This is a genomic window from Pseudomonas sp. UF-293 (assembly GCF_058245595.1).
Genome location: NZ_JBSICA010000026.1, coordinates 13412 through 39206, shown reverse-complemented (window position 1 = coordinate 39206; position 25795 = coordinate 13412). Strand labels below are relative to the sequence as shown.

20 protein-coding genes, 3 tRNA genes and 1 riboswitch are annotated in these 25795 nt (G+C 59.7%); of the genes, 16 read left to right on the top strand and 7 right to left on the bottom strand.

Annotated features, from left to right (window positions below):
• The first annotated feature begins 208 nt into the window (after positions 1-208).
• The 7 genes from AC4IHP_RS22105 (at position 209) to astE (ending at position 8095) form a co-directional block, all read left to right on the top strand.
• On the top strand, positions 209-1429 hold the full coding sequence (locus tag AC4IHP_RS22105) for an aspartate aminotransferase family protein (protein ID WP_460120855.1): 1221 nt from the start codon (positions 209-211) through the stop codon (positions 1427-1429).
• 225 nt (positions 1430-1654) lie between these two features.
• Positions 1655-2674 carry an arginine/ornithine succinyltransferase subunit alpha gene (aruF, locus tag AC4IHP_RS22100; RefSeq protein ID WP_016773587.1) on the top strand — a complete coding sequence of 340 codons (1020 nt, stop codon included), beginning with the start codon at positions 1655-1657 and terminating at the stop codon, positions 2672-2674.
• 51 nt (positions 2675-2725) lie between these two features.
• Positions 2726-3751: an arginine N-succinyltransferase gene (astA, locus tag AC4IHP_RS22095; protein WP_460120853.1), complete on the top strand. Its 1026-nt coding sequence runs from the start codon at positions 2726-2728 to the stop codon at positions 3749-3751.
• Positions 3748-5217 (top strand): succinylglutamate-semialdehyde dehydrogenase, encoded by a 1470-nt coding sequence (gene astD / locus AC4IHP_RS22090; RefSeq protein WP_490832762.1) that lies wholly within the window; start codon positions 3748-3750, stop codon positions 5215-5217. Before astA ends, astD begins: the two co-directional genes overlap by 4 nt.
• A 163-nt stretch (positions 5218-5380) precedes the next feature.
• A complete protein-coding gene (gene astB, locus AC4IHP_RS22085; RefSeq protein ID WP_236168357.1) occupies positions 5381-6727 on the top strand; it encodes an N-succinylarginine dihydrolase in 1347 nt (448 codons plus the stop codon).
• Positions 6728-6784: 57 nt separating this feature from the next.
• Positions 6785-7075, top strand: coding sequence for a hypothetical protein (locus tag AC4IHP_RS22080; RefSeq protein ID WP_016773591.1), 291 nt, complete (start codon positions 6785-6787; stop codon positions 7073-7075).
• Positions 7076-7087: 12 nt separating this feature from the next.
• Positions 7088-8095, top strand: a complete 1008-nt coding sequence (gene astE / locus AC4IHP_RS22075) for a succinylglutamate desuccinylase (RefSeq protein WP_490832746.1) — start codon at positions 7088-7090, stop codon at positions 8093-8095.
• 381 nt (positions 8096-8476) lie between these two features.
• Here astE and AC4IHP_RS22070 read toward each other — a convergent pair whose 3' ends face one another.
• Entirely contained in the window at positions 8477-8986 is a 510-nt protein-coding gene (locus AC4IHP_RS22070) for a 6,7-dimethyl-8-ribityllumazine synthase (protein ID WP_016773593.1), read from the bottom strand.
• Between the two features lie 103 nt (positions 8987-9089).
• Positions 9090-9262, bottom strand: a riboswitch (FMN riboswitch).
• Positions 9263-9540: 278 nt separating this feature from the next.
• On the opposite strand from AC4IHP_RS22070, the gene ltaE reads away from it, so the two are divergent.
• From ltaE to AC4IHP_RS22040, 6 genes are all read left to right on the top strand, one after another.
• Positions 9541-10545, top strand: coding sequence for a low-specificity L-threonine aldolase (gene ltaE, locus AC4IHP_RS22065; RefSeq protein ID WP_460120847.1), 1005 nt, complete (start codon positions 9541-9543; stop codon positions 10543-10545).
• Between the two features lie 146 nt (positions 10546-10691).
• Positions 10692-13307, top strand: a complete 2616-nt coding sequence (gene alaS, locus AC4IHP_RS22060) for an alanine--tRNA ligase (protein ID WP_490832745.1) — start codon at positions 10692-10694, stop codon at positions 13305-13307.
• 90 nt (positions 13308-13397) lie between these two features.
• Positions 13398-14639: an aspartate kinase gene (locus tag AC4IHP_RS22055; RefSeq protein WP_016773595.1), complete on the top strand. Its 1242-nt coding sequence runs from the start codon at positions 13398-13400 to the stop codon at positions 14637-14639.
• Between the two features lie 187 nt (positions 14640-14826).
• Complete coding sequence (csrA, locus tag AC4IHP_RS22050) at positions 14827-15015, top strand: carbon storage regulator CsrA (protein WP_002554426.1); 189 nt, start codon at positions 14827-14829, stop codon at positions 15013-15015.
• Between the two features lie 62 nt (positions 15016-15077).
• Positions 15078-15168, top strand: a tRNA-Ser gene (locus AC4IHP_RS22045).
• Between the two features lie 107 nt (positions 15169-15275).
• Positions 15276-15352 (top strand) — tRNA-Arg (locus tag AC4IHP_RS22040).
• A gap of 19 nt (positions 15353-15371) precedes the next feature.
• On the opposite strand, the gene AC4IHP_RS22035 is transcribed toward AC4IHP_RS22040, so the two are convergent.
• Positions 15372-15884, bottom strand: coding sequence for a cell envelope protein SmpA (locus AC4IHP_RS22035; protein WP_490832744.1), 513 nt, complete (start codon positions 15882-15884; stop codon positions 15372-15374).
• A 321-nt stretch (positions 15885-16205) separates the two neighbouring features.
• Between AC4IHP_RS22035 and mgtE the strand changes: the two genes are divergently transcribed.
• Positions 16206-17648 (top strand): magnesium transporter, encoded by a 1443-nt coding sequence (gene mgtE / locus AC4IHP_RS22030; RefSeq protein ID WP_016773597.1) that lies wholly within the window; start codon positions 16206-16208, stop codon positions 17646-17648.
• Positions 17649-17763: 115 nt separating this feature from the next.
• Here mgtE and AC4IHP_RS22025 read toward each other — a convergent pair whose 3' ends face one another.
• Positions 17764-18090 carry an Arc family DNA-binding protein gene (locus AC4IHP_RS22025; RefSeq protein WP_003178899.1) on the bottom strand — a complete coding sequence of 109 codons (327 nt, stop codon included), beginning with the start codon at positions 18088-18090 and terminating at the stop codon, positions 17764-17766.
• 388 nt (positions 18091-18478) lie between these two features.
• Between AC4IHP_RS22025 and phnN the strand changes: the two genes are divergently transcribed.
• Positions 18479-19048, top strand: coding sequence for a phosphonate metabolism protein/1,5-bisphosphokinase (PRPP-forming) PhnN (gene phnN, locus AC4IHP_RS22020; RefSeq protein WP_490832743.1), 570 nt, complete (start codon positions 18479-18481; stop codon positions 19046-19048).
• On the opposite strand, the gene AC4IHP_RS22015 is transcribed toward phnN, so the two are convergent.
• Both AC4IHP_RS22015 and AC4IHP_RS22010 read right to left on the bottom strand, forming a co-directional pair.
• The gene (locus AC4IHP_RS22015; RefSeq protein ID WP_490832742.1) at positions 19023-19202 is read right to left on the bottom strand and encodes a PA3371 family protein; all 180 of its coding nucleotides are present in this window, start codon (positions 19200-19202) and stop codon (positions 19023-19025) included. The two genes, phnN and AC4IHP_RS22015, sit on opposite strands and share 26 nt — an antisense overlap.
• Positions 19203-19222: 20 nt before the next feature.
• Positions 19223-19456: a hypothetical protein gene (locus AC4IHP_RS22010; protein WP_460120841.1), complete on the bottom strand. Its 234-nt coding sequence runs from the start codon at positions 19454-19456 to the stop codon at positions 19223-19225.
• 298 nt (positions 19457-19754) lie between these two features.
• On the opposite strand from AC4IHP_RS22010, the gene AC4IHP_RS22005 reads away from it, so the two are divergent.
• Positions 19755-19831 (top strand) — tRNA-Arg (locus tag AC4IHP_RS22005).
• A 74-nt stretch (positions 19832-19905) separates the two neighbouring features.
• On the opposite strand, the gene AC4IHP_RS22000 is transcribed toward AC4IHP_RS22005, so the two are convergent.
• Positions 19906-24042, bottom strand: coding sequence for a CheR family methyltransferase (locus AC4IHP_RS22000; protein ID WP_490832741.1), 4137 nt, complete (start codon positions 24040-24042; stop codon positions 19906-19908).
• 184 nt (positions 24043-24226) lie between these two features.
• A complete protein-coding gene (locus AC4IHP_RS21995) occupies positions 24227-25579 on the bottom strand; it encodes a lysozyme inhibitor LprI family protein (protein ID WP_490832740.1) in 1353 nt (450 codons plus the stop codon).
• Positions 25580-25795: the final 216 nt, after the last annotated feature.

The following is a 25795-nucleotide window of genomic DNA, read 5'->3' as shown; positions in this document are numbered from 1 at the left end:
GTATTCTGCGCGGCCTGCCGCAAATCGGCCGCGCCCGGTAAACTGCGCCTTTGCGACGCTATATGTCGCATTGCCGTAAACCCGGGAAAATCCGGGGTTTGCGCTATAAGAAGTTGTCGCTTGGCGACAAGGCCGGGCACCCAACTGTCCTTACAATCCCCTCATCGCTCGCCAGTTCCAGGCGGGTGTTCCTCTTCAGGAGACTCCGATGTCCGTTGAGCACGCTGCGGTACAACGCGCCGATTTCGACCAGGTAATGGTTCCCAACTACGCGCCTGCCGCTTTCATTCCGGTGCGTGGCGCCGGTTCCCGGGTCTGGGATCAGGCCGGCCGCGAGCTGATCGACTTCGCCGGCGGGATCGCCGTCAACGTATTGGGCCACGCGCATCCGGCGCTGGTCGGCGCGTTGACCGAACAGGCGAACAAGCTGTGGCACGTGTCCAACGTGTTCACCAACGAACCGGCCCTGCGCCTGGCGCACAAGCTGATCGACGCCACGTTCGCCGAGCGCGTGTTCTTCTGCAACTCCGGCGCCGAAGCCAACGAGGCCGCGTTCAAGCTGGCCCGTCGCGTCGCATTCGACCGTTTCGGCACCGAGAAATACGAAATCATCGCTGCGCTGAACAGCTTCCACGGCCGTACCCTGTTCACCGTCAACGTCGGTGGCCAATCGAAGTACTCCGACGGTTTCGGCCCGAAAATCACCGGTATCACCCACGTTCCCTACAACGATCTGGCCGCGCTGAAAGCTGCGGTGTCCGAGAAGACCTGCGCGGTCGTGCTCGAGCCGATCCAGGGCGAGGGCGGCGTGCTGCCGGCCGAGCTGGCTTACCTGCAAGGTGCCCGCGAACTGTGCGACGCGAACAACGCGCTGCTGGTGTTCGACGAAGTGCAGACCGGCATGGGCCGCAGCGGCAAGCTGTTCGCCTACCAGCATTACGGCGTGACCCCGGACATCCTCACCAGCGCCAAGAGCCTGGGCGGCGGTTTCCCGATCGCGGCGATGATGACCACCGAAGCGCTGGCCAAACATCTGGTCGTCGGCACCCACGGCACCACCTACGGCGGCAACCCGCTGGCTTGCGCGGTCGCCGAAGCGGTGATCGACGTGGTCAACACCCCTGAAGTGTTGAGCGGCGTGAACGCCAAGCACGACAAGTTCAAGACCCGCCTGCAACAGATCGGCGAGAAATACGGCCTGTTCACCCAGGTGCGTGGTCTCGGTCTGCTGATCGGTTGCGTGCTGAGCGAAGCGTGGAAAGGCAAGGCCAAGGACATCTTCAACGCCGCCGAACAGGAAGGCCTGATGATTCTCCAGGCTGGCCCGGACGTGATCCGTTTCGCCCCGAGCCTGGTGGTGGAAGACGCCGATATCGACGCAGGTCTCGACCGCTTCGAACGTGCTGCTGCGAAGTTGACGCAAGCCTGATGGACCTTTCGGTGCCTGAAGGTTTTCAGGCGCCGATCAAATTTGCAAAGCCGGGCTGGATCAAATGTGGGAGCGGGCTTGCTCGCGAAAGCGGTGGGTCAGACAGCGAAAATGTTGACTGATACGACGCTTTCGCGAGCAAGCCCGCTCCCACACTGATCGCTGTTCAAACAGTGCGAGCCCGGTTTTTTTCTGTGATTTTTATAAGAGTAAAGGAGTGACACCATGCTGGTGATGCGCCCCGCGCAAATGGCTGATCTGGGCGAGGTACAGCGTCTGGCTGCGGACAGCCCGATTGGTGTCACTTCCTTGCCGGATGACGTGGAACGTCTGAGCGACAAGATCGCCGCGAGCGAAGCTTCGTTCGCTGCCGAAGTGAGCTTCAACGGTGAAGAAAGTTATTTCTTTGTCCTTGAAGATTCCACCACCGGCAAACTGGTCGGCTGCTCGGCCATTGTCGCTTCCGCCGGTTACTCGGAGCCGTTCTACAGCTTCCGCAACGAGACCTTCGTTCACGCCTCCCGCGAGCTGAAGATCCACAACAAGATCCACGTGCTCTCGCAGTGCCACGACCTGACCGGCAACAGCTTGCTGACCAGTTTCTACGTGCAGCGCGAACTGGTCGGATCGCCGTGGGCCGAGCTTAATTCCCGTGGCCGTCTGCTGTTCGTCGCCAGCCACCCGGAGCGTTTTGCCGATTCGGTGGTGACCGAGATCGTCGGTTACAGCGACGAGAATGGCGACTCGCCGTTCTGGGACGCGATCGGGCGTAACTTCTTCGACCTCAACTACGCCGAAGCCGAGCGCTTGTGCGGGCTGAAAAGCCGCACCTTCCTCGCCGAGCTGATGCCGCATTACCCGATCTACGTGCCGCTGCTGCCGGATTCCGCCCAAGAGGCGATGGGCCAGGTACACCCGCGTGCGCAGATCACCTTCGACATCCTGATGCGCGAAGGCTTCGAGACCGATCACTACATCGACATCTTCGACGGCGGCCCGACCCTGCATGCGCGGGTTTCCGGGATCCGTTCGATCGCCCAGAGCCGCGTGGTGCCGGTGAAGATCGGCGAGCCGGTCAAAGGCGCCGGGCGTCAGTATCTGGTAGCCAACGCGCAGTTGCAGGACTACCGCGCGGTGTTGCTTGAGCTGGACTACGCGCCGGGCAAACCGGTGACGCTGGATATGGAAGCGGCCGAAGCCCTGGGCGTCGGTGAAGGTGCCAGCGTGCGCCTGGTGGCGGTTTAACGCCTTAGCGAGTTTCACGGGTGGCGCGAGCGGCCCGTTTGAGGAGATAGCATGATTGTTCGTCCCGTACGCAGCAGCGATTTATCCGCGCTGATCGACCTGGCCCGCAGCACCGGCACCGGCCTGACCACTTTGCCGGCCAACGAAGAGCGCCTGACCCACCGGGTCGGCTGGGCCGAGAAGACCTTTCGCGGCGAAGCCGGGCGGGGTGATGCGGACTATCTGTTCGTGCTCGAAGACGATGACGGCCGCGTGGTAGGGATTTCCGCCATCGCCGGCGCGGTCGGTCTGCGTGAGCCGTGGTACAACTTTCGCGTCGGTCTGACCGTCAGCGCTTCGCAAGAGCTGAATATCTATCGCGAAATTCCGACGCTGTTTCTGGCCAACGACCTGACCGGCAATTCCGAGCTGTGCTCGCTGTTCCTGCACGCCGATTACCGCAACGGTCTCAACGGCCGGATGTTGTCCAAGGCGCGCATGCTGTTCATCGCTGAGTTCCCGGAACTGTTCGGCAACAAGATCATCGCCGAAATGCGCGGCGTGTCCGATGACGCCGGGCGCTCGCCGTTCTGGGAAAGCCTCGGCCGACACTTCTTCAAGATGGAATTCAGCCAGGCCGACTACCTGACCGGCGTCGGCAACAAGGCGTTCATCGCCGAACTGATGCCGAAATTCCCGCTGTACACCTGCTTCCTCTCGCCGGATGCGCGCAATGTCATCGGCCAGGTGCACCCGGACACCGAGCCGGCACTGGCCATGCTCAAAAGCGAAGGTTTCAGCTATCAGGGTTACGTCGACATCTTCGACGCCGGCCCGGCCATCGAATGCGAAACCGCCAAGATCCGCGCGGTGCGTGACAGTGAAGCGCTGGTGCTGGCCGTGGGTACGCCGGGCGATGACGCCACGCCGTTCATCATCCACAACCGCAAGCGTGAGGATTGCCGCATCACCGCTGCGCCGGCGCGTCTGGCGGCGGGGACCCTGGTGGTCGATCCGCAGACCGCGAAACGTCTTCAACTCAGCGCCGGCGACCAAGTTCGCGCCGTGGCGCTGTCCGCTGCACGGGAGTCGAAATAATGAATTCGCTATACATCGCAGGTGAGTGGCTGGCCGGTCAGGGCGAAGCTTTTCAATCGCTGAACCCGGTGACCCAGCAAGTGCTGTGGGCGGGAGAGGGCGCGACTGCCGCGCAGGTCGAATCGGCGGTGCAGGCTGCCCGTCAGGCGTTTCCTGAATGGGCGCGTCGTACACTCGAAGAGCGCGTCAGCATCCTCGAAGCCTTCGCTGCTGCGTTGAAAAATCACGCTGACGAATTGGCTCGCACCATTGGTGAAGAAACCGGCAAACCGCTGTGGGAGTCCGCCACTGAAGTGACCAGCATGGTCAACAAGATCGCGATTTCGCTGCAGAGCTACCGTGAGCGGACCGGCGAGAAGAGCGGCCCATTGGGCGACGCCACCGCCGTATTGCGCCACAAGCCGCACGGCGTGGTTGCGGTGTTCGGCCCTTACAACTTCCCCGGTCATTTGCCTAACGGCCACATCGTCCCGGCATTGCTGGCCGGTAACACGGTGCTGTTCAAGCCCAGCGAACTGACGCCGAAAGTCGCCGAGCTGACGGTCAAGTGCTGGATCGAAGCCGGTCTGCCGGCAGGCGTGTTGAACCTGCTGCAAGGGGCGCGGGAAACCGGTATCGCGCTGGCGGCGAACCCGGGTATCGACGGTCTGTTCTTCACTGGTTCGAGCCGCACCGGCAATCACCTGCACCAGCAATTCGCCGGGCGTCCGGACAAGATTCTTGCGCTGGAGATGGGCGGCAACAACCCGCTGGTGGTCGATCAGGTCGCTGATCTCGACGCGGCGGTGTACACGATCATTCAGTCGGCGTTCATTTCCGCTGGCCAGCGCTGCACTTGCGCCCGCCGTCTGCTGGTGCCGCAAGGCGCGTGGGGCGATAGCCTGCTCAAGCGCCTGGTGCAAGTCAGTTCGACCATTGAAGTCGGTGCGTTCGATCAGCAACCGGCGCCGTTCATGGGCTCGGTAATTTCCCTCGGTGCGGCGAAAGCGCTGATGGATGCGCAGGAACAACTGCTGGCCAACGGCGCGGTGGCGCTGCTGGAAATGACTCAGCCGCAAGCGCAATCGGCCTTGCTGACCCCGGGCATTGTCGATGTGACGGCCGTGGCCGAGCGTCCGGACGAAGAACTGTTCGGGCCGCTGCTGCAAGTGATTCGCTACGCCGATTTCGCTGCGGCGATCAGTGAAGCCAACGACACCGCTTATGGGCTGGCCGCCGGTTTGCTCTCGGATTCTGAAGCGCGTTACCAGCAGTTCTGGCTGGAAAGCCGCGCCGGCATCGTCAACTGGAACAAACAACTGACCGGTGCCGCCAGCAGCGCGCCGTTCGGTGGCGTCGGCGCCTCGGGCAACCATCGCGCCAGTGCCTACTACGCAGCGGATTACTGCGCGTACCCGGTGGCGTCGCTGGAAACCCCGAGCCTGGTGCTGCCTGCCTCGCTGACACCCGGCGTGAAAATGGCGTAGCGCCCATTCGCGAGCAGGCTCGCTCCCACAGGTTCAGTGGTGTTCACACATTTTGTGTCCAACCTAAATCCTGTGGGAGCGAGCCTGCTCGCGAAGGCCGCGCCTCGGTCGCAAAGAATAGTTACTGAAGCCTATAACAACAGATTCTCGTGGAGCCTCGCTGATGAAATCCTATGAAGTCAATTTTGACGGTCTAGTGGGGCCGACCCATAACTACGGTGGTCTGTCCTACGGCAACGTCGCCTCGCAGAGCAACAGTCAGCAATCCTCGAATCCGAAGGAAGCGGCGCTGCAAGGTCTGGCAAAGATGAAAGCGCTGATGGACATGGGCTTTCAGCAAGGCGTACTGGCTCCGCAGGAACGTCCTGATGTCGCCGCGCTGCGCCGCCTGGGCTTCAGTGGCACGGACGCGCAAGTGATCGAGCGCGCCGCCAAAGAAGCCATGCCGCTGTTGGTCGCCAGTTGCTCGGCGTCGAGCATGTGGGTGGCCAACGCCGCCACGGTCAGCCCGAGCGCCGACACCGCTGACGGCCGCGTGCACTTCACCGCCGCCAACCTCAATTGCAAATACCACCGCAGCATCGAACACCCGACCACCAGTCGCGTGCTCGGCGCGATGTTCGCCAATCAGCAGCACTTCGCCCATCACGCCGCATTGCCGGCAGTGGCGCAGTTTGGCGACGAAGGCGCGGCCAACCACACGCGTTTCTGCCGTGAGTACGGCGAAGCGGGCGTCGAATTCTTCGTGTTCGGCCGCAGTGCATTCGACAACCGGTTTCCGGCGCCGCAGAAATACCCTGCACGCCAGACCCTCGAAGCCTCGCAAGCCGTCGCGCGTCTGCATGGTTTGCGTGACGAAGGCGTGGTCTACGCGCAGCAGAACCCCAACGTCATCGATCAGGGCGTGTTCCACAATGATGTGATCGCCGTGGGCAACGGTGAGGTGCTGTTCTATCACGAGGACGCCTTCCTCGAGACCGACAAGATGCTCGCCGAGCTGCAAGGCAAACTGGCCAAGGTCGGCGGTAACTTCCAGTCCGTGTGCGTGCCGCGTTCGGCGGTCACCGTGGATGACGCGGTGCGTTCCTACCTGTTCAACAGCCAGTTGCTGTCGCGTGCCGATGGTTCGATGCTGCTGATCGTGCCGCAGGAATGCCAGGCGAACGAACGTGTCTGGGCTTATCTGCAAAGCCTGACCAGCTCGGGTGGAATGATCCGCGAAGTGAAGGTCTTCGATCTCAAGCAAAGCATGCAGAACGGCGGTGGCCCGGCGTGTCTGCGTCTGCGCGTGGCGCTGAATGAAACCGAACTGGCGGCGGTCAATCCAGGGGTTATCATGACGGCCCCGTTGTACGGTTCGTTGACCGCATGGGTTGAAAAGCACTACCGCGACCGCCTGAGCGAAACCGACCTGGCGGATCCGCAGTTGCTGCTTGAATGCCGGACGGCACTGGATGAACTGACGCAAATCCTTAAACTGGGCGCGGTTTATCCCTTCCAGATCAATTGATCGTCGGCGCGCTGCCTGAACGTGGCGCGCGGCGTGTCACCCCAAGAGAGTAAAAACATGAGCGATTCCCTGCAGCTGATCCTTGAAGACACCGACGGCACGCAACTGCAAACCTCGTGCACCCGCGTTGCGGTCATGTGGCAAGGCAAAGAGCTGTGGATTCAGCAGGACGGCCGTGGCCAGCTGCTGATCGGCGTGGACGTCGAGGAAGGTGACGAAGAGTACGCCAACCTGCTGTTGCGCCCATTGGCGACTAATCTGGTAAGTCTGCAACTGGAAATGGAACCGGCTGACCTCGGCGCTGACGAGGATCACGTACACGGCCCGGATTGCAACCACGACCACTAAGGAAACCGCTCTATGCTCGCCCTCGGCAAACTGCTTGAACTGACCCTCGCCGGCCGTGAACCGGCGGAGAAGACTCAACTGACTGTCGAAGGCGTGCGCATGCGCTGGATGAGCGAAGGGGCGCTGGAAGTCCGGCCCCCGGAAGCGCGCGACAATGGCCTGGACCTGCTGCTGTCGGCAGGTATCCACGGCAACGAAACGGCACCGATCGAGTTGCTCGATCGGCTGCTGCACGACATCGCACGCGGCGACTTGAAGCCGCGCGCACGCATTCTGTTCCTGTTCGGCAACCCGGAAGCCATCCGCAAGGGTGAGCGTTTCGTCGAGCAGGACGTCAATCGACTGTTCAACGGTCGCCACGAACAAAGCAGCGGCTCGGAAGCGTTGCGCGCCTGTGAGCTGGAACGGCTGGCGGCGAGTTTCTTCAGCAAGCCCGAGCGCCAGCGTCTGCACTACGACCTGCATACGGCAATTCGCGGTTCGAAGATCGAACAGTTCGCCTTGTACCCGTGGAAGGAAGGGCGCCAGCATTCCCGTCGCGAACTGGCGCGCCTGCGCGCCGCCGGCATGGAAGCAGTGCTGTTGCAGAACAAGCCATCCATCGTCTTCAGCTCGTACACCTACGACAAGCTCGACGCCGAAGCTTTCACCCTGGAACTGGGCAAGGCGCGGCCGTTCGGGCAGAACGATGGCGTCAACGTCTCACTGCTGGAAACCCGCCTGAAGCAGATCATCGAAGGCACTGAGCCGGAGACAGAAGAAGGGCTGGACGGCTTGCAGCTGTTCAGCGTGGCGCGGGAAATCATCAAGCACAGCGATGCGTTCCGCCTGAATCTGCCGGCGGACATCGAGAACTTTTCCGAGCTGGAACCGGGTTATGTGCTGGCCGAAGACCTTGCCAATACCCGCTGGGTGATCGAAGAGCAGGGCGCACGAATCATCTTCCCCAACCCCAAGGTCAAGAACGGCCTGCGCGCCGGTATCCTGATCGTACCGGCCACCGACGAAAACCTCGGCTGATTTTCCGGTCAACACCAACCACTGTGGGAGCGGGCTTGCCCGCGAAGGCGGTCTATCAGCACCTTATATGCTGACTGATACACCGTCTTCGCGAGCAAGCCCGCTCCCACATTTTCGTTTGGTGTCGTTCGTTACACCGCTACAGCGCGCGGCTCGGTACGGCGCAACGCGCGAATCTTCTGCAACGTATCGGCGCACGTCCGCGCCGGTATCCTGATCGTACCGGCCATCGACGAAAACCTCGGCTGATTTTCCGGTCAACACCAACCACTGTGGGAGCGGGCTTGCCCGCGAAGGCGGTCTAATCAGCACCTTATATGCTGACTGATACACCGTCTTCGCGAGCAAGCCCGCTCCCACATTTTCGTTCGGTGTCGTTCGTTACACCGCTACAGCGCGCGGCTCGGTACGGCGCAATGCGCGAATCTTCTGCAACGTATCGGCGCACGTCCGCGCTGCTTCCTGACCCTTGTGCACAAAGTGCTCGAAGAAGAACTTCTGGTGCTCCTCGCCCGAATGGAAGTGGTGCGGGGTCAGCGACACCGAGAACACAGGCACTTCGGTTTCCAGCTGCACCTGCATCAGGCCACTGACCACCGATTGCGCGACGAATTCGTGGCGATAAATGCCGCCGTCCACCACCAGAGCGGCGGCGACGATGCCGGCGTAACGGCCGGATTTGGCCAACAGCTTGGCGTGCAGCGGCATTTCAAAAGCGCCGCCGACTTCGAAGAAATCGATGTCCGATTCCTGATAACCCTGCACCAGCATTTCAGCGACGAAGCCTTTACGGCTCTGGTCGACGATTTCCTTGTGCCAGCAGGCCTGGATGAACGCGACGCGCTCGCCCTGTGGGTGTTTGCTTTTGCTGTCGATAGCGGTGGGTTGCATGTTCTGACTCCTGTTTGTGTGAAAAACAGGGCGTTATGAATCGAAAGGGATGCAAGGGTGCGAGCGCAGGCACGGATGCACGCGGACGGCCCTTTGGCGTCGATCCCGTTCTCTCTTCATCCGGACTATGACCGTCGGCCCCGGAATCACACCGGGTCTGCTGACCTTGCCGATGCCCCCCGACTCAAGTCGTGTGCAACGCCAAGCGCTCGCGGGCTATGCGCATTGCGCGCAATTACCGCCGGTGGGGAATTGCACCCCGCCCTGAGAACGTTTGTGCCGCCCATAGGCGGGCGGCGGCAAGTTTGTAACACATATTTCCCGGCCATGCACATGACACTGTGGGAGCGAGCCTGCTCGCGAAAGCGGCTTCACATTCAACGAATATGCTGACTGTTACTCCGCTTTCGCGAGCAGGCTCGCTCCCACATGGGCTTTGTCTTCTCAAGGAAGAATGGGATTTTTTCCTCGGTCAAGGGTTGATTAATCGGCGCGATGACCGCAGTAATCGCACTTCACAACGAGATTTCCCCTGCTGACCAGAGGCCAGGTTCATGAGCGTTATCGATCTTCGCAGCGACACCGTCACCCAACCGACTCCCGCCATGCTCGATGCGATGACCGCAGCGGACACCGGAGACGATGTGTACGGCGAAGATCCGACGGTCAATCGCCTCGAGGCCGAACTGGCCAAACGCCTGGGCTTTGCCGCCGCGCTCTTCGTGCCGACCGGAACCATGAGCAACCTGCTCGGCCTGATGGCGCACTGCGAGCGGGGCGACGAGTACATCGTCGGTCAACAGGCGCACACCTATAAGTACGAAGGTGGCGGGGCGGCGGTGCTTGGCTCGATTCAACCGCAGCCGCTGGAAGTGCAGGCCGACGGTTCGCTGGATCTGGATCAGGTTGCTGCCGCGATCAAACCGGACGATTTCCATTTCGCCCGCACGCGTTTGCTGGCGCTGGAAAACACCATGCAGGGCAAGGTCCTACCGCTGGAATATCTGGCGCGCGCCCGACGCTTTACGCAGGAGCACGGCTTGCAACTGCACCTCGACGGCGCGCGGTTGTACAACGCCGCGGTCAAGCTCGGCGTCGATGCCCGGGAGATCACCCAGCACTTCGATTCGGTGTCGGTGTGCCTGTCCAAAGGCCTTGGCGCGCCGGTCGGTTCGGTGCTGTGCGGCTCCGAGCAACTGATCGGCAAGGCGCGGCGTTTGCGCAAAATGGTCGGTGGCGGCATGCGTCAGGCCGGGTTGCTCGCGGCGGCTGGCTTGTACGCACTGGATCATCACGTCGAACGGCTGGCGGATGACCATGCCAACGCGCAGTTGCTCGCCGAGGGTCTGCGTGAGGCCGGTTTCGTTGTCGAACCCGTACAAACCAACATGGTTTATGTGCAAATGGGCGACAGAGCCCAAGCACTCAAGACCTTTGCCGGCGAACGCGGTATCAAACTCAGCGCCGCTGCGCGGTTGCGCATGGTCACGCACATGGACGTCAGCCGCGCGCAAATCGAACAAGTGATCGCGACATTCGTCGAGTTTTCACGCAAGTGACAGCGTCAGCCGTCCAATTGACCGTTTCTATCGTATAAACACGCTGTACCCCGCGCGCAGGGCCGATATAATGCGGCCCTTTGCCGTCGCTTCGTCTCATGACGTTTCGAACAGGCCTTTGGCCGCAGCCTCCGTGGAAGAACCTAATGAAAAGCGCAGAAATCCGTGAAGCCTTCCTTCGCTTCTTCGAAGAGCAAGGCCACACCCGTGTAGCCTCCAGCTCTTTGATTCCGGGCAACGACCCAACCCTGCTGTTCACCAACGCGGGGATGAACCAGTTCAAGGACTGCTTCCTGGGCCAGGAAAAACGTGCGTACACCCGTGCCACCAGCAGCCAGAAATGCGTGCGCGCCGGCGGCAAGAACAGTGACCTGGAAAACGTCGGTTATACCGCGCGTCACCACACGTTCTTCGAAATGCTCGGCAACTTCAGCTTCGGCGACTACTTCAAGCACGACGCGATCACCTTTGCCTGGACCTTCCTCACCGGCGTGCTCAAGCTGCCGAAGGAAAAGCTCTGGGTCACTGTCTACGCCACCGACGACGAAGCGTATGACATCTGGACACAGAAAATCGGTGTGCCGGCCGAGCGCATGATCCGCATCGGCGACAACAAGGGCGCTCCGTACGCTTCCGATAACTTCTGGACCATGGGCGATACCGGCCCGTGCGGCCCGTGCACCGAGATTTTCTACGATCACGGCGAGCACATCTGGGGCGGCCCGCCGGGCTCGCCGGAAGAAGATGGCGACCGCTACATCGAAATCTGGAACAACGTGTTCATGCAGTTCAACCGCACCGCCGATGGCGTATTGCATCCGTTGCCAGCGCCGTCGGTGGACACCGGCATGGGCCTGGAGCGGATCAGTGCGGTGATGCAGCACGTCAACTCCAACTACGACATCGACCTGTTCAAGAACCTGCTCAAGGCTTCGGCTGAAGCGATCGGCTGCGAAAACGGCGATCAGTCGTCGCTCAAGGTCGTCTCCGACCACATTCGTTCGTGCGGTTTCCTGATTGCCGATGGCGTGCTGCCGTCCAACGAAGGTCGCGGTTACGTGCTGCGCCGGATCATCCGTCGCGCCTGCCGTCACGGCAACAAGCTCGGCGCCACCGGCAGCTTCTTCTACAAGATCGTCGCGGCACTGGTCGCCGAAATGGGCGAAGCCTTCCCGGAACTGAAGAAGCAGCAAAGCAACATCGAGCGCGTGCTCAAGGCTGAAGAAGAGCAGTTCTCGAAGACCCTGGAGCACGGCTTGAAAATCCTCGAGCAGGATCTGGCCGAACTCAAAGGCACCGTGGTGCCGGGCGACGTGGTGTTCAAACTCTACGACACCTACGGTTTCCCGATGGACCTGACCGCCGACATCGCCCGCGAACGCGGCCTGACCGTCGACGAAGCCGGCTTCGAGCGCGAGATGGAAGCGCAGCGTGTGCGCGCGCGTTCGGCCAGCTCGTTCGGTCTGGACTACAACACCCTGGTCAAGGTTGATGTGGCCACCGAGTTCACCGGTTACGCCGCCACCAGCGGCTCGGCGAAAATCGTTGCCATCTATAAGGATGGTCAATCGGTCGACGTGCTCAGCGAAGGCCAGGAAGGCGTGATCGTGCTTAACCAGACGCCGTTCTACGCCGAGTCCGGTGGCCAGATCGGCGACTGCGGTTTCATTCAGGCCGGCAGCAGCCGCTTCGACGTGCGCGACACCACCAAGACCGGCGGCGCATTCCTGCACCACGGTGTGTTGGCCTCGGGCAGCCTGACCATTGGCGCACCGGTGGAAACACACGTCGACGCCGAAGTGCGTCACGCCACCGCGCTGAACCACTCGGCTACGCACTTGCTGCACGCCGCGCTGCGTCAGGTGCTCGGTGAGCATGTGCAGCAGAAAGGTTCGTTGGTCGACAGTCAGCGCCTGCGTTTCGACTTCAGCCACTTCGAAGCGATCAAGCCAGAGCAGATCAAGCAGCTGGAAGACATCGTCAACGCCGAGATTCGCAAGAACTCCGCCGTTGAAACCGAAGAAACCGACATCGAAACCGCGAAGAACAAAGGCGCCATGGCGCTGTTCGGCGAGAAGTACGGCGACAGCGTGCGCGTGCTGAGCATGGGCGACTTCTCGGTTGAATTGTGCGGCGGTATCCACGCCAACCGTACCGGCGACATCGGCCTGCTGAAAATCATCAGCGAAGGCGGTGTGGCATCGGGCGTGCGTCGTATCGAGGCGGTCACTGGTGCTGCGGCGCTGGCCTACTTGAACGCGGCAGAAGAACAACTCAAGGAAGCGGCCAGCCTGGTCAAGGGCAGCCGCGACAACCTGATCGACAAGCTCTTGGCGGTACTGGAGCGCAACCGTCTGCTGGAGAAACAACTCGAGCAGTTGCAGGCCAAGGCAGCCAGCGCAGCGGGCGACGATCTGTCGGCCTCGGCGGTGGACGTCAAGGATGTGAAGGTGCTGGCTGCCCGTCTGGACGGTCAGGATGGCAAGGCGCTGCTGGCGCTGGTCGATCAGCTGAAAAACAAACTCGGCCGCGCAGTGATCCTGCTCGGCGGTGTCCATGAGGAAAAGGTCGTACTGGTTGCAGGCGTAACCAAGGACCTGACTGGCCAACTCAAAGCCGGTGATTTGATGAAACAGGCTGCTGCGGCAGTGGGCGGGAAGGGCGGTGGTCGTCCGGACATGGCGCAGGGCGGTGGTGTCGATGCCGCTGCGCTGGATGGCGCACTGGCGCTGACCGTTCCATTCGTCGAGCAGGCTTTATAAGACGGCTCGCCGGGCCCGCAGTCTAGTGGCGGGCCCGGCGACTGTTCGAAAGATTATTGGGCGCCCTTCATGGGCAGAGGCGGCTTTGAAATGGCTTTGATCGTACAGAAATTTGGAGGCACCTCGGTCGGCACTGTCGAGAGAATCGAGCAGGTCGCCGACAAGGTTAAGAAATTCCGCGATGCCGGCGATGACCTGGTGGTTGTGCTGTCTGCAATGAGCGGCGAAACCAACCGTCTGATCGATCTGGCCAAGCAAATCAGTGGCGAGGCGCAACCGGTTCCGCGCGAGCTGGACGTGATCGTGTCGACCGGTGAGCAGGTGACGATTGCCTTGTTGGCCATGGCGCTGATCAAGCGCGGTGTGCCGGCGGTGTCGTACACCGGTAATCAGGTGCGGATCCTGACTGACAGTGCGCACAATAAAGCGCGTATCTTGCAGATTGATGACCAAAAGATTCGCGGTGATCTGAAGGCTGGTCGCGTGGTGGTTGTCGCCGGTTTCCAGGGTGTCGACGAGCACGGCAACATCACCACCCTCGGCCGCGGCGGTTCCGATACCACGGGCGTGGCCCTGGCAGCTGCCTTGAAGGCTGATGAATGCCAGATCTACACCGACGTCGACGGTGTCTACACCACCGACCCGCGTGTGGTGCCGGTCGCTCAGCGTCTGGACAAGATCACCTTCGAAGAGATGCTGGAAATGGCCAGCCTTGGTTCCAAGGTGCTGCAGATCCGTGCGGTGGAATTCGCCGGCAAGTACAACGTTCCGCTGCGCGTACTGCACAGCTTCAAGGAGGGTCCGGGCACCCTCATTACTATTGATGAAGAGGAAACCATGGAACAGCCGATCATTTCCGGCATCGCTTTCAACCGCGATGAAGCCAAGCTGACCATCCGTGGCGTGCCAGACACCCCGGGCGTGGCGTTCAAGATTCTCGGCCCGATCAGTGCCGCGAACATCGAAGTCGACATGATCGTGCAGAACGTCGCGCACGATAACACCACCGACTTCACCTTCACCGTGCACCGCAACGACTATCAGGCCGCACAGACCGTGCTGGAAAACACCGCTCGCGAGATCGGTGCCCGTGAAGTGGTTGGCGATACCAAGATTGCCAAGGTCTCGATCGTCGGCGTCGGCATGCGTTCCCACGCGGGCGTGGCCAGTCGCATGTTCGAATCCCTGGCCAAGGAAAGCATCAACATCCAGATGATCTCGACTTCGGAAATCAAGGTTTCCGTAGTGATCGAAGAGAAATACCTGGAACTGGCCGTGCGCGCGCTGCACACGGCTTTCGAACTGGATGCTCCGGCCCGTCAGGGCGAGTAATCCGCTTCTGTGAAGGGCGCGGTCTGACCGCGCCCTTTATTTTTGAATGGCGCGAGCCCCGGAACTGTTCTTTTGCTCGCGCTGGTCAATACTCAGGCATGTAGGGCTACGATCGCTGCGGTTGTAGGTCGGGTGCCTTTTTTTTGCAGACTGTTGTCCCTGAAATGAATGGCGTAAGGAGAAAGGTATGCTGATTCTGACTCGTCGGTGCGCGGAAAGCCTGATTATCGGTGACGGCGAAATCACTGTGACCGTGCTCGGCGTCAAAGGAAACCAGGTGCGTATCGGCGTCAACGCTCCGAAAGAGGTTGCGGTGCACCGTGAGGAAATTTACCTGCGTATAAAGAAAGAGAAGGACGAAGAACCAAGCCATTAATTTTTATCGATTTTTATGTTTGCAAACGGGGAAGAAGCTGGTTAATATACGCCCCGTGTTGCGGAGAGCTGGCCGAGTGGCCGAAGGCGCTCCCCTGCTAAGGGAGTACACCTCAAAAGGGTGTCGGGGGTTCGAATCCCCCGTTCTCCGCCATTATTTGCTTAGTACGTCGTAATCTGGCTTTTTCTGTAAGTTGTTGAAATTACTAGAAAAAGTGTTTGACATAGAGATTAGACGGCCTATAATGCGCGGCAACAAATGCACTCGTAGCTCAGCTGGATAGAGTACTCGGCTACGAACCGAGCGGTCACAGGTTCGAATCCTGTCGAGTGCACCATATACCAAGAAGCCCGCGTTTAACGCGGGCTTTTTGCTGTCCGGGATTTGGCTTTTCCCTTCACGCAGCCTCTTTCATCAAAATCAATTTGAGCACTGCGGCCTCGCTTGAGGTCGTAACGATAGCTCGTGGTCGACGTGCGCGTGTTGACCTTGTCCGGCTTGCCCAGTGCGCTTTCGACATCACGCTGGCTCATGCCGGCAATCACCCGCCGGTTGATGATTGCTTCGCGCCGCTGCCTGTTGTCGATCAGGTTTCCACATTGGTGTTCGGCGCCGCCGACGATCCCCGGTTCGCGCCCCGTGTCATTCAGGCCTGTCACAGCTTCGTGGTTGGACTCCGGCATGATTGCCACCCAGCCGGGAGAATAGGGATGAACCTCCTGAATCGAAAACTGTTCGCCGGCTGCGCAGCTCATCGATGTAAAGGTGACTGCGCCGTCAGTGGCCTCGCAGCGATGAAGCGTGGCGGCTTTGGAGGGGATGACAGGGAGCAGGGCGGTCAGTAGAAAAAGCGCGGGTTTTGATGGCATTCGATGTCCTCCTTGACGATCTACGCTCAAGGGTAGTCGCTGCTTTTTGCATTGCCGGTGTGTTTTCTTTTCAAGATGAGTCGTCGCATTTGCACGGATCACGCAAGCGCTCAGGTATGTTTCGCAAGCGCTTGTTTCAGCCGTGATTTTTTCAACGTTTTAAACCGTCAGGCGTGTATCATTGCGCCCGTCAGCCCCGCCGGGGCTTATGGAAAACCTCCATGGACTTACCCAGTAGTTGTTCAGTAAACCGTTTCACCAATCATGAATTGACTGATTGATCCTTCCGGCGTGCCCCGCTGCTGGGAGTGGAGTTCGCCTATGTCCGAAATCGAAGTAAAGAAAACACAGGAAAGCCTGCAGGACCGCCTGGCTCAGGTCGTCGAGTTGCTGCAGCGCCAGCGTGTCGTTGAAGACCTGACTCATCGCCAGGAAGGTCCGCACCACGACCGTGTGGAAAACCTGGTTCACCGGCAAAATCTCGTCGAGCTGCAACGCAAGCTCGATGACCTGCACTCCGCCGACGTCGCCTACATCCTCGAAGCCTTGCCGCTGGACGATCGTCTGACGCTCTGGCAACTGGTCAAGGCCGATCGCGACGGCGACATTCTTCTCGAAGTATCCGATTCCGTCCGAGAAACGCTAATCGCCGACATGGACGATCACGAGCTCCTGGCTGCGGCCAAGGACATGGACGCCGACGAACTCGCTGACCTGGCCTCCGAGCTGCCGCGAGACGTTGTCCATGAGCTGATGGAGAGTCTGGATAACCAGCAGCGCGAACGCGTGCGCTCGGCTCTGTCCTACGACGAAGATCAGGTCGGTGCGCTGATGGACTTCGAGATGGTGACGATCCGTGAGGACGTCAGCCTTGAAGTGGTTCTGCGCTATCTGCGTCGCCTCAAAGAGCTTCCTGGGCATACCGACAAACTGTTCGTGGTCGATTACGACGGCGTGCTCAAAGGCGTGCTGCCGATCAAGCGGCTGCTGGTCAACGATCCGGAAAAACAGGTGGCCGAAGTAATGGCCAGCGATCCGGTGAGCTTCCACCCGGATGAAGACGCTTACGATGCCGCTCAGGCATTCGAGCGTTACGACTTGATCTCCGCCCCGGTGGTCGACAAGAACGGCAAGCTGATCGGTCGTCTGACCATCGACGAAATGGTCGACCTGATTCGTGAGGAAAGCGAAAGCGAAGTCCTCAACATGGCCGGTCTGCGCGAAGAGGAAGATATCTTCGCCTCGGTGTGGAAATCCCTGCGCAACCGTTGGGCGTGGCTGGCGGTGAACCTGATCACTGCATTTGTGGCATCGCGGGTGATTGGCCTGTTCGAAGGTTCGATCGAGAAATTGGTGGCACTGGCGGCGCTCATGCCGATCGTCGCAGGTATCGGCGGCAACTCCGGTAACCAGACCATCACCATGATCGTGCGCGCCATGGCGCTGGATCAGGTCAGCACCGGCAACACCTCGCGCTTGATGCGCAAAGAGCTGGCGGTCGGTTTGATCAACGGTCTGGTCTGGGGCGGGGTGATCGGTGTGGTCGCTTACATGCTCTACGGCAGTTGGTCGCTCGGCGTGGTGATGACGGCAGCGATGACGCTCAATCTGTTGCTGGCGGCGTTGATGGGCGTGTTGATCCCGATGACGCTGGCCAAAATGGGCCGCGATCCGGCGATGGGCGCCAGTGTGATGATCACGGCAATGACCGACAGCGGGGGGTTCTTCATCTTCCTCGGGCTGGCGACCATCTTCCTGCTCTGATCTGTAGTGAATGAAAAGCCCGTCAAATCGACGGGCTTTTTTACGCCTGCGAAATCTCAAAACCGAGGCAAAAAAAAGCCAGCAATCAAGCTGGCTTTAATGTGTTCGGTATCACTCAGGACGCGTCTGCGGCCATCTCGGCGTCATGGGCGATCAGCGACACCAGGGCGTTTTGCTGACGGTGCGACAGCTGACGGAAGCGTTGCAGCAGCTCGCGCTCGTGCAGCGACAGCTCAGGGCTGTCCAGGCGCATGCTCAGCTCTTCGCCCAGTGCGCCTTCCTGAATAAGACTCTGCTCAAGGCGCGCAATGATCTCGGAGTTCATGCTGCGATGATGATTGCGAGCCACCTCGGCAATGCGTTCACGCATTCCGTCTGGCAGACGTACGACAAACTTGTCAGCCGTACGGCTGGAATAAATTGCCTGTTTCAATGGGCGCATATATTTAACCGGTTAGTTCAGGGGAGCGGTTCTCGGGATTGGCCGCAGGATGTGTGGTAGGACAAGCATCCGGACCAATTGGTTCAACCTGAATTGTTAAGAGGCCGGCATCATGCCTCAAAATTGCCAGATCATTGGCGTCAATTCTGTGACAAATATTGAGCCGGGTAAAGGCGTAATGCCAGCACCAGTTGTCAGAAATGCGGACTGGTTGGAAAACTTTCCATCCTTACGTATCACCACCCGATTTTGAATGCACATTCGTTGATGTCCGCAGACCTCGGAACGTGCATGCTATGCGGCTCGCTATTCTTGATCCCTATGCGTACAGGATAGTGGCAATTTGCCGATTTACTAGAGGCAGCACCCGTCGGAGGGCGTTTTCAGGATGGATGGCAAGCTTTTTTACCTGATGGGACCGTCCGGCTCGGGCAAGGACAGCCTGATCGAAGCATCGCGTGAGCCGCTGCGGGCGTTGAACTGTGAAGTGATGCGTCGGGTGATTACCCGATCGGCGGAGTCCGTCGGCGAAGATGCAATTGGCGTGACGCCTGAAGAGTTCGGCCGGCGACAACAGGCCGGGGCGTTTGCCTTGGCCTGGCAAGCCAACGGTCTTTCATACGGCATTCCAAGGGAAATGGACGAACGGTTGCAAGCGGGCCGGCATGTGCTGGTTAACGGGTCGAGAGCGAACCTGCGCCAAGCACTGGAGAAGTATCCAGCGCTGGTGCCGATTCTGCTGACAGTCAACGATGAGGTCTTGCGTGCGCGCCTGCTCAGGCGTGGCCGGGAAACTCCTGAGCAGATCGATGCGAGGCTGGCTCGCAATTCGCTGTTCAAAGACCGAAGATCCAGCGACAGCCCCGTTCATCAGATCGACAATTCCGGTGACCTTGCTGTCGCGGTCTCTTCGTTACTGGAATTGATTCGGCTCAACGCAGAACCGGATCGAACTTGATCTTGCGCCCCGCAATCAGCGCCAACACAAACAGCACCGCAAACACGCCACAGCCAACCAGAGGCAAGGTGATTTCCGTCTCCTCGAACAGCGCCAGGTGGGTAACGCCACTCAGTAAAGCGAGGATCAGAAACCCGGTCGCCGATTTGGACATGTTGTACTCCTGAAGATATTTCAAAAAACCAGACGTTCGGTGGCTGGCGCCGAGGCTTGCTCAGGTTCGCTGACCATTTGCGGAGAAGCGTCGCTGCGTTCACTCAAAACTGCCCATTGCGGCGCTTTCTGCACTTGCAGGTAATGCGGCATGCGCTGCGCTACCGGCTGCTCGACGTCAGCCTTGGGAAAAAAGTGCGATCCGAGCAAGAAAGCCAAAGCCGCTGCGTTTGCAAGCAAGAGGGTGCTGTTCATGGCACGACGCTCCAAATTGTTCTTTTTGATAGAACAGGCATAGCAGTCGCCGTGCCAACAGTGTAACGGCTGATAAGTCCTTTAAAAACAATGGTTTGGTAGGTTTTTTGGCGCAACACTGATTGCAATCTGCAATGACTGCATTTTCGCGCAGTGCAATTTGCCCGGTAAAAGTTCCCGCAATCTTCCAGGGCGCTTGCCTACACTTAAAAAGCCCTACGGACGACATGACAAAACAGGGGCTGGCCGTTAACATGCACGCCGTCTATCGCGCCGCGTCCAGCGCGCGTCAATCAGTGTCTCAGTAGCTCAATTGGATAGAGCATCCCCCTCCTAAGGGGAAGGTTGCAGGTTCGAACCCCGCCTGGGACACCATTTCTTCAAAAACGAAAAGCCCCGCCTCACTTAATCGTGTGGCGGGGCTTTTTGCGTTGTAGCGCTGGCGAGCTCTACAGCAACTCCGAGCGGCGCAATGCCTCGATGGTTTCAATCAGGTCGTCGTACGCCACCGGTTTACCCAGATGCTGATCGAACCCGGCTTCACGGGACTTCTGCATGTCGCTCTGAGTGCCATAACCGGTGAGGGCGATCGCCGGTACGTTTTTCGCCAGCGGCAGCTTGCGCAGTGCAGCCATCAGTTCATAGCCGGTCATGACCGGCATGCCGAGGTCGGAGATGATCAGATCGTAGCGCGTGTTCTCAGCGTCTTTCAGCGCTGCTACGGGATGGTCGAAGGCCGTCACTTCGGCATCTTCCATTTCCAGGAGCATTTTCAAGGTCTCCAGCACTTCCGGCGAGTCGTCGACCAGCAGGATGCTCAAGCCATCGAGCTTGCCGGAGGCCGGTTCAATCTCGGCTGCTGCAGCGGTTTCTTCGACATCAGTCGACAGTGGCAGGCGAACGGTAAAGGTACAACCGGCGCCCAGCCCCGGCGAAGCAACCTTGACCGTGCCGTGCTGGGCTTCGGTCAGTTGTCGCACCAGTGACAGGCCGATGCCCAAGCCTTCACGTTGATGGTTGGTGTGCTGTTTTTCCGCCTGGCCGAACAGGTCGAAGACGTGTTCTAGGTTCTCGGCAGCGATACCGACGCCGTTATCCTTGACGTCCAATTGCGCCGTTTTCCCGCTCTTACTGGCGATCAGCTCGATGCGGCCGCTCGGTGGTGTGAACTTCAAGGCATTGTTGACCAGATTCCAGATGACTTGCTCGACCCGGGTCGGGTCGGCATGGATGATCAACGGTGCTTCAGGCAATTGCAGGTCGATGCGCGTGGCGTGCTGCTCATTGAGCACTACCGTGTGGATGTCACGCAGAACCGCGCTCAGATCGACACGCGCCAATTGCAGCTTGAGCTTGCCGGTGCGTACCCTCGCTACGTCAAGCAGGTCGTCGATGATCCGCGCCTGGCTGTTCACGGCATCGCAAATGGTGTTGACCGCTTTGGTCGCCGGCCCGGCGGTGCGGATCATTGGCAGTCGGCGCAACAGTTCGGCGTTGAGCTGGATCAGGTTGAGCGGGTGCTTTAGCTCGTGAGACATGACCGCAAAGAACTCGTCACGCAGGGACACCGTATTGCGCGTCTGCGCCAGTTCCTGAGACTGTTGGTCCTGCTGGCGCTTGTGCCCGGTCAGGTCGCGGGCGATTTTTACATAGCCCTGCAAGCGGTCGCCGCTGAGCCGGGTGACCTCGCCGCTGCAGAAGAAACGGCTGCCATCCTTGCGCACATGCCAGCGCTCATCCTCCGAGCGGCCGTGCTGGCGGGCGGTGGATAGTTCACTTTCAGCCATGCCGGCAGCACGGTCTTCGGCTGTGAAGATGAAATCGTAGTACTGACCTTCGGCCTCGTTTTTGCTATGGCCAAAGATCAGTTCAGCGCCTTTGTTCCAGCTGGTGATCAGGCCCATCTCGTCAAGAATGATGATTGCGTAATCGCGGGTGCTTTCGGCGACCAGGCGCATGCGCTCTTCGCCCAGGCGCAGCTCTTCCTCGGCTTCGCGGCGTTTGCTGATGTCGATGAAGGTCAGCACGGTGCCGTCGATATGGTCTTCGCTGGAGCGATAGGGCAGCAAGCGGGCGATGTACCAGCGGTTATCGGTGCTGTTGACCTCGCGTTCGATCATGTTCAGCGATTCGAACACTTGCGCCGCATCCTCGGTCATCGCCGGGTAATTCAGGCGATGGGTGATGTCCAGCAGTGAACGGCCGGTGTCTACCGGCAGCATGCTGAAGATGTCGGTAGCGCGCGGCGTGAACCATTTGATGCGCATGCTGCGATCGACGAACACGGTAGCAATGTCGGTAGAAGCGATCAGATTGGTCAGATAATCGTTGATCTTGTCGGTTTCTTCGACTTTGGTCTTCAGCTCGTAGTTGACCGTCAACAGCTCTTCATTGATTGACTGCAACTCTTCCTTGCTGGTCTCGAGCTCTTCGGTGGCCGAGCGCAGTTCTTCGTTGATCGCCTGCATCTCCTCGTTGGAAGCCTTGAGCTCTTCGCTGGAGATTTCCGACTGTTCGATGGTGTCCTGCAAATGCAATTTGGTGCGTTGCAGCTCACGTTCGAGGTTGGAGAGCACTTGGCTTTCAGTCTGCAGCACCGTGGTCAGCGCCTGCTCGTGCGCGTCGATCTCCGTTTCTTCGAAGGTCACCAGCACGCACTCGCTGTCGAAGTCGTCGTCCTTGTACGGCTGCGCAATCAGCGTGATGCGGTACTGACGCTCCTCGCGCTTGAGCAGCACCTCACGCGAGCGCACGGTGAGGTTGCTTTGCTGCACCTGGAACAGCGTCGTGCGGATTTCCAGGCGCAACTCCGGCAGGATCAGCGTCAGCAAGTTGCGTGACAGCTCGCCGCCGACATGCCGCAGGAAGCGCCCGGCGGATTCGCTCATGTGAAGGATATCGGCATTGGTGTCGACGATGATGCTCGGCGGGGCGAAGCGTTCTATGGCGCGGCGGTGGATATCGGCAAACGACAGTTTGACGGGCTCGATGGCTTTCGATGGCGGTCGGGAAACGCTGGTGCGCATATAACCGCCACGCGGCATGGTCGGGGTGCGGCGGCTGTTCGCGGTACCGGTCTTGGCGCGGAAGATGCGGTTGCGCTTGTCCACGGGCGCGAACAGTTCATGGCAGGCATCGGCGCTTTCCGAGGTGCCGAGAAACAGGAAACCACCCGGTCGCAGGGCGAAGTGGAACATCTGCAGGATTTCCCGCTGCACCTCGCGATCCAGGTAAATCAGCAGATTGCGGCAAACGATCAGGTCGATCTGCGAGAACGGCGGATCGGACAACAGGCTGTGCTTGGCGAACAGCACTTTCTCGCGGATTTCCTTGCGAATCCGGTAGTGGTCATCGTCTTTGACGAAATAATGCCGAAGGCGTGTTGGCGGTACGTCGGTGACGATGGCTTGCGGATAGGTGCCGGCGCGGCCAGTGGTGATCGCGCGTTCGTCGATATCGGTGGCGAACACTTGCAGGTTGGCCTTGCTGCTTTGTACCTGCATCTGATCATCGAGCAGGATCGCCAGGCTGTAGGCTTCCTCGCCGGTCGAGCAGCCGGCAGACCAGACGCGCAGTTCTTCTTTTTCCGACGAGTCGGCAACCGATTGCACCAGTTGCGGCAGCACATCGCGCTCAAGGGCTTCGAAGGCTTCGCGGTCACGGAAGAAGTTGGTCACGCCGATCAGCATGTCGCCGAGCAGGGCCTTGGATTCTTCCGGGGTGTTTTGCAGGTAGTCGTAATAGGCGCCGAGGTCAGACTGGCTGGTGACCTGCATGCGCCGCTCGATGCGGCGCAGCACGGTGGCGCGCTTGTAATGTTTGAAGTCATGGCCGGTGCTGCTGCGCAGGTACAACAGGATTTCATGCAGGCGTTGTTCGGCGATCGACGCCTCGTGTTCGTTTGCAGGCTTCAAGGCTTTCAAGTCGGGATCATTGGCGCTGGGTAATTTGATGTTCTGAGAGTTGCGCCAGAGCTCCATCAGTTTCTGCGGCATCTCGACCACTGGCAGTATCAGATCGACCATGCGCGTCTCGATGGCGGCGCGCGGCATGCCGTCGAACTCGGCGTCTTCCGGCACTTGTACCAGCGTCACGCCACCCTGTTCCTTGATTCGCGACAAGCCCACCGCACCATCGGAACCGGTGCCTGAAAGCACCAGGCAAAAAGCCCGCTCGCGATGCACGTCGGCCAGATCGCGAAAGAACAGGTCGATGGCAGTGTGGCGCGCCTGCGGCGAACCGGCCGTGCTGACCCGCAGATAGCCGTCGTTCATCGACAGCGAATGTGCTGGCGAGATCACGTACACGCAGTTCTTTTCGATCGGCACCGGCTGCGTCACTTGCAGCACCGGCATGCGCGTCGATTCCTGAATGATCTGGTCGGCGATGCTCTGGTGATCGGGCGACAGGTGCAGAATGATCACGAACGCCATGCCACTGTCCTTCGGCATATGCTCGAAAAACAGCTTGATCGCTTGCAGGCCGCCTGCTGAGGCGCCGATGCCCACCACCGGGAAATTCAGGTGACTGGGGGTCAGGTCCTTGCGTTCGGGCGCAGAGGGCGAGGCAGGGGGTTTCGAGGTCATCACTTCGGCCTTTTTTTGTGGCGGTACAAGCGTATCGCGGACGTCCGGGGGCGCAGGTAATTGAGCAGAATAAACCTCATTTGCGGATCTGCCTGCTCTTTTGAAGGACAAATGTGCTGCCTGTGTTTTTGACATCCGGTGATTGGCAACCGTGCCGATTAATTTACCGCGTGATGATCGGTGGTCAGTCGTCGTTGATTTCGACTTTGCCAAGGCTCCCGCTGACCTCGGTTACATGCCGACGGCCGTGGACTTCGTAAGTAGTCCCGCTCGCCTCGACGCCCGGCTTGCGCACGGCCAGTTGGGCGAATAACCCAGTCTTTTCGCTGTAACTGCCGAACCAGTCAATCAGCGCCCCGATGTAGCATTCGCCGCCGATCATTACCGGCAAATCGGCGATCTTTTCGATGGTGTAGTGCCCTGGACCGTAGCTGTAGTAATCGTCTTCGCCGGCGCCCGTCGGAGGAATGGGGCAAAGGGGCGTGTCAGGGTTTGAGCCCGATGCGACTTTCATTGCCTGAGTGACGGCGTGGTCGAGTGCCGCGTGCAAATCCGCTTCGAGCTCATAGGTGCTGGTGCCGTCTTCTTTATGTTGCGTGGTTGGCACTTGCAGGGAGTAAGCGTAACGCACGGACACCGTCGGTACCTGACGGTTGATCTTCAGCGGATTGAGCAGGTACAGATTGTCGACACCATAAGCGCCGTTTCGGTAAGCGGCATAAATTCTGTCGTGAAGCCTGATCCAGCTGATTGCCTGATTGGCGCCACGGTCGTTGGTGTAGAACAGCGAACTTTCCGGCTCGACCGATCTTTTGACGAACCGCTCGCCCGTGCGGCGCCAGGTTTCCACGTAGGTGAACAAGCCGGTGCCGCCTGCGTATGTGTCGACGATAAGGTCGCGCTGGCCATCACTGTCCAGATCCAGCAGTGCGTAAGAAGTCCGTCCGGTCTCGGCGGCGCCTCCGATGCTTGAGGCTTTCAATGCTTGCCACTCATCCTCGCTTACGCCTTTGGGACGCGACATGGGGAAGTTTGTTTGCTCGCCGTAACTGTCGACTGGATCGCCCGCGAACGATGTCTGCGAAGACTCGAAAGCCCGTGCGGCCAAGGCATGTTCCAGCGCAAATTCCGGGTGGTTTTTGCTCTCGGCACGAATGCTTTCCTGCAGATCGTTCATCGCCTGAAGATCCACGGCGTCCGGCTGCCACATTGCGGCTTGCGTCCATTGTGCCTGCAATGCTTGCAGGCGCTGGCGGTAGCTGCCATCCAGGCAAGCGACATCGACTGCGCAGGCATTGCGGGTTTTTAGCCAGGCGCGCTGGGTGCGCTTGAGCTCAGGTTGCGTCGCTGTGGCAGTTGTCATCAGTTGGCGATACAGCGTGCCCATCTGCGCGTCGAGCTCATAAAGCGGTTTGTTCGCGCAAATCGTGTTTTCCACGTCGTTCGCCGCTTTGGTGCAGTCCATTGCCGCCGCACTCATTGGCTGGATAAACAGCAGCAAAAAGGCCGACAGGATGTAGCGTCCCTTGATGTACACGATTCAGTCCCTATGAAAATCCTTGAGCAGGCGCGCAGAGTAATACTCCAGGCAACATTCTTGAAGCACCACCCTCAGGCCCGGGCATTTTTGGCCGATAACCCGAACGGTGAGTTCAGACTCCAGCGAAATCGCTTGATGGCGCATGGCCTCCAGCTATCATCTGCGCGCCTGAAATCGCCTCGGTTCGTTTTCTTCAATTGCCTGGAAATCTTC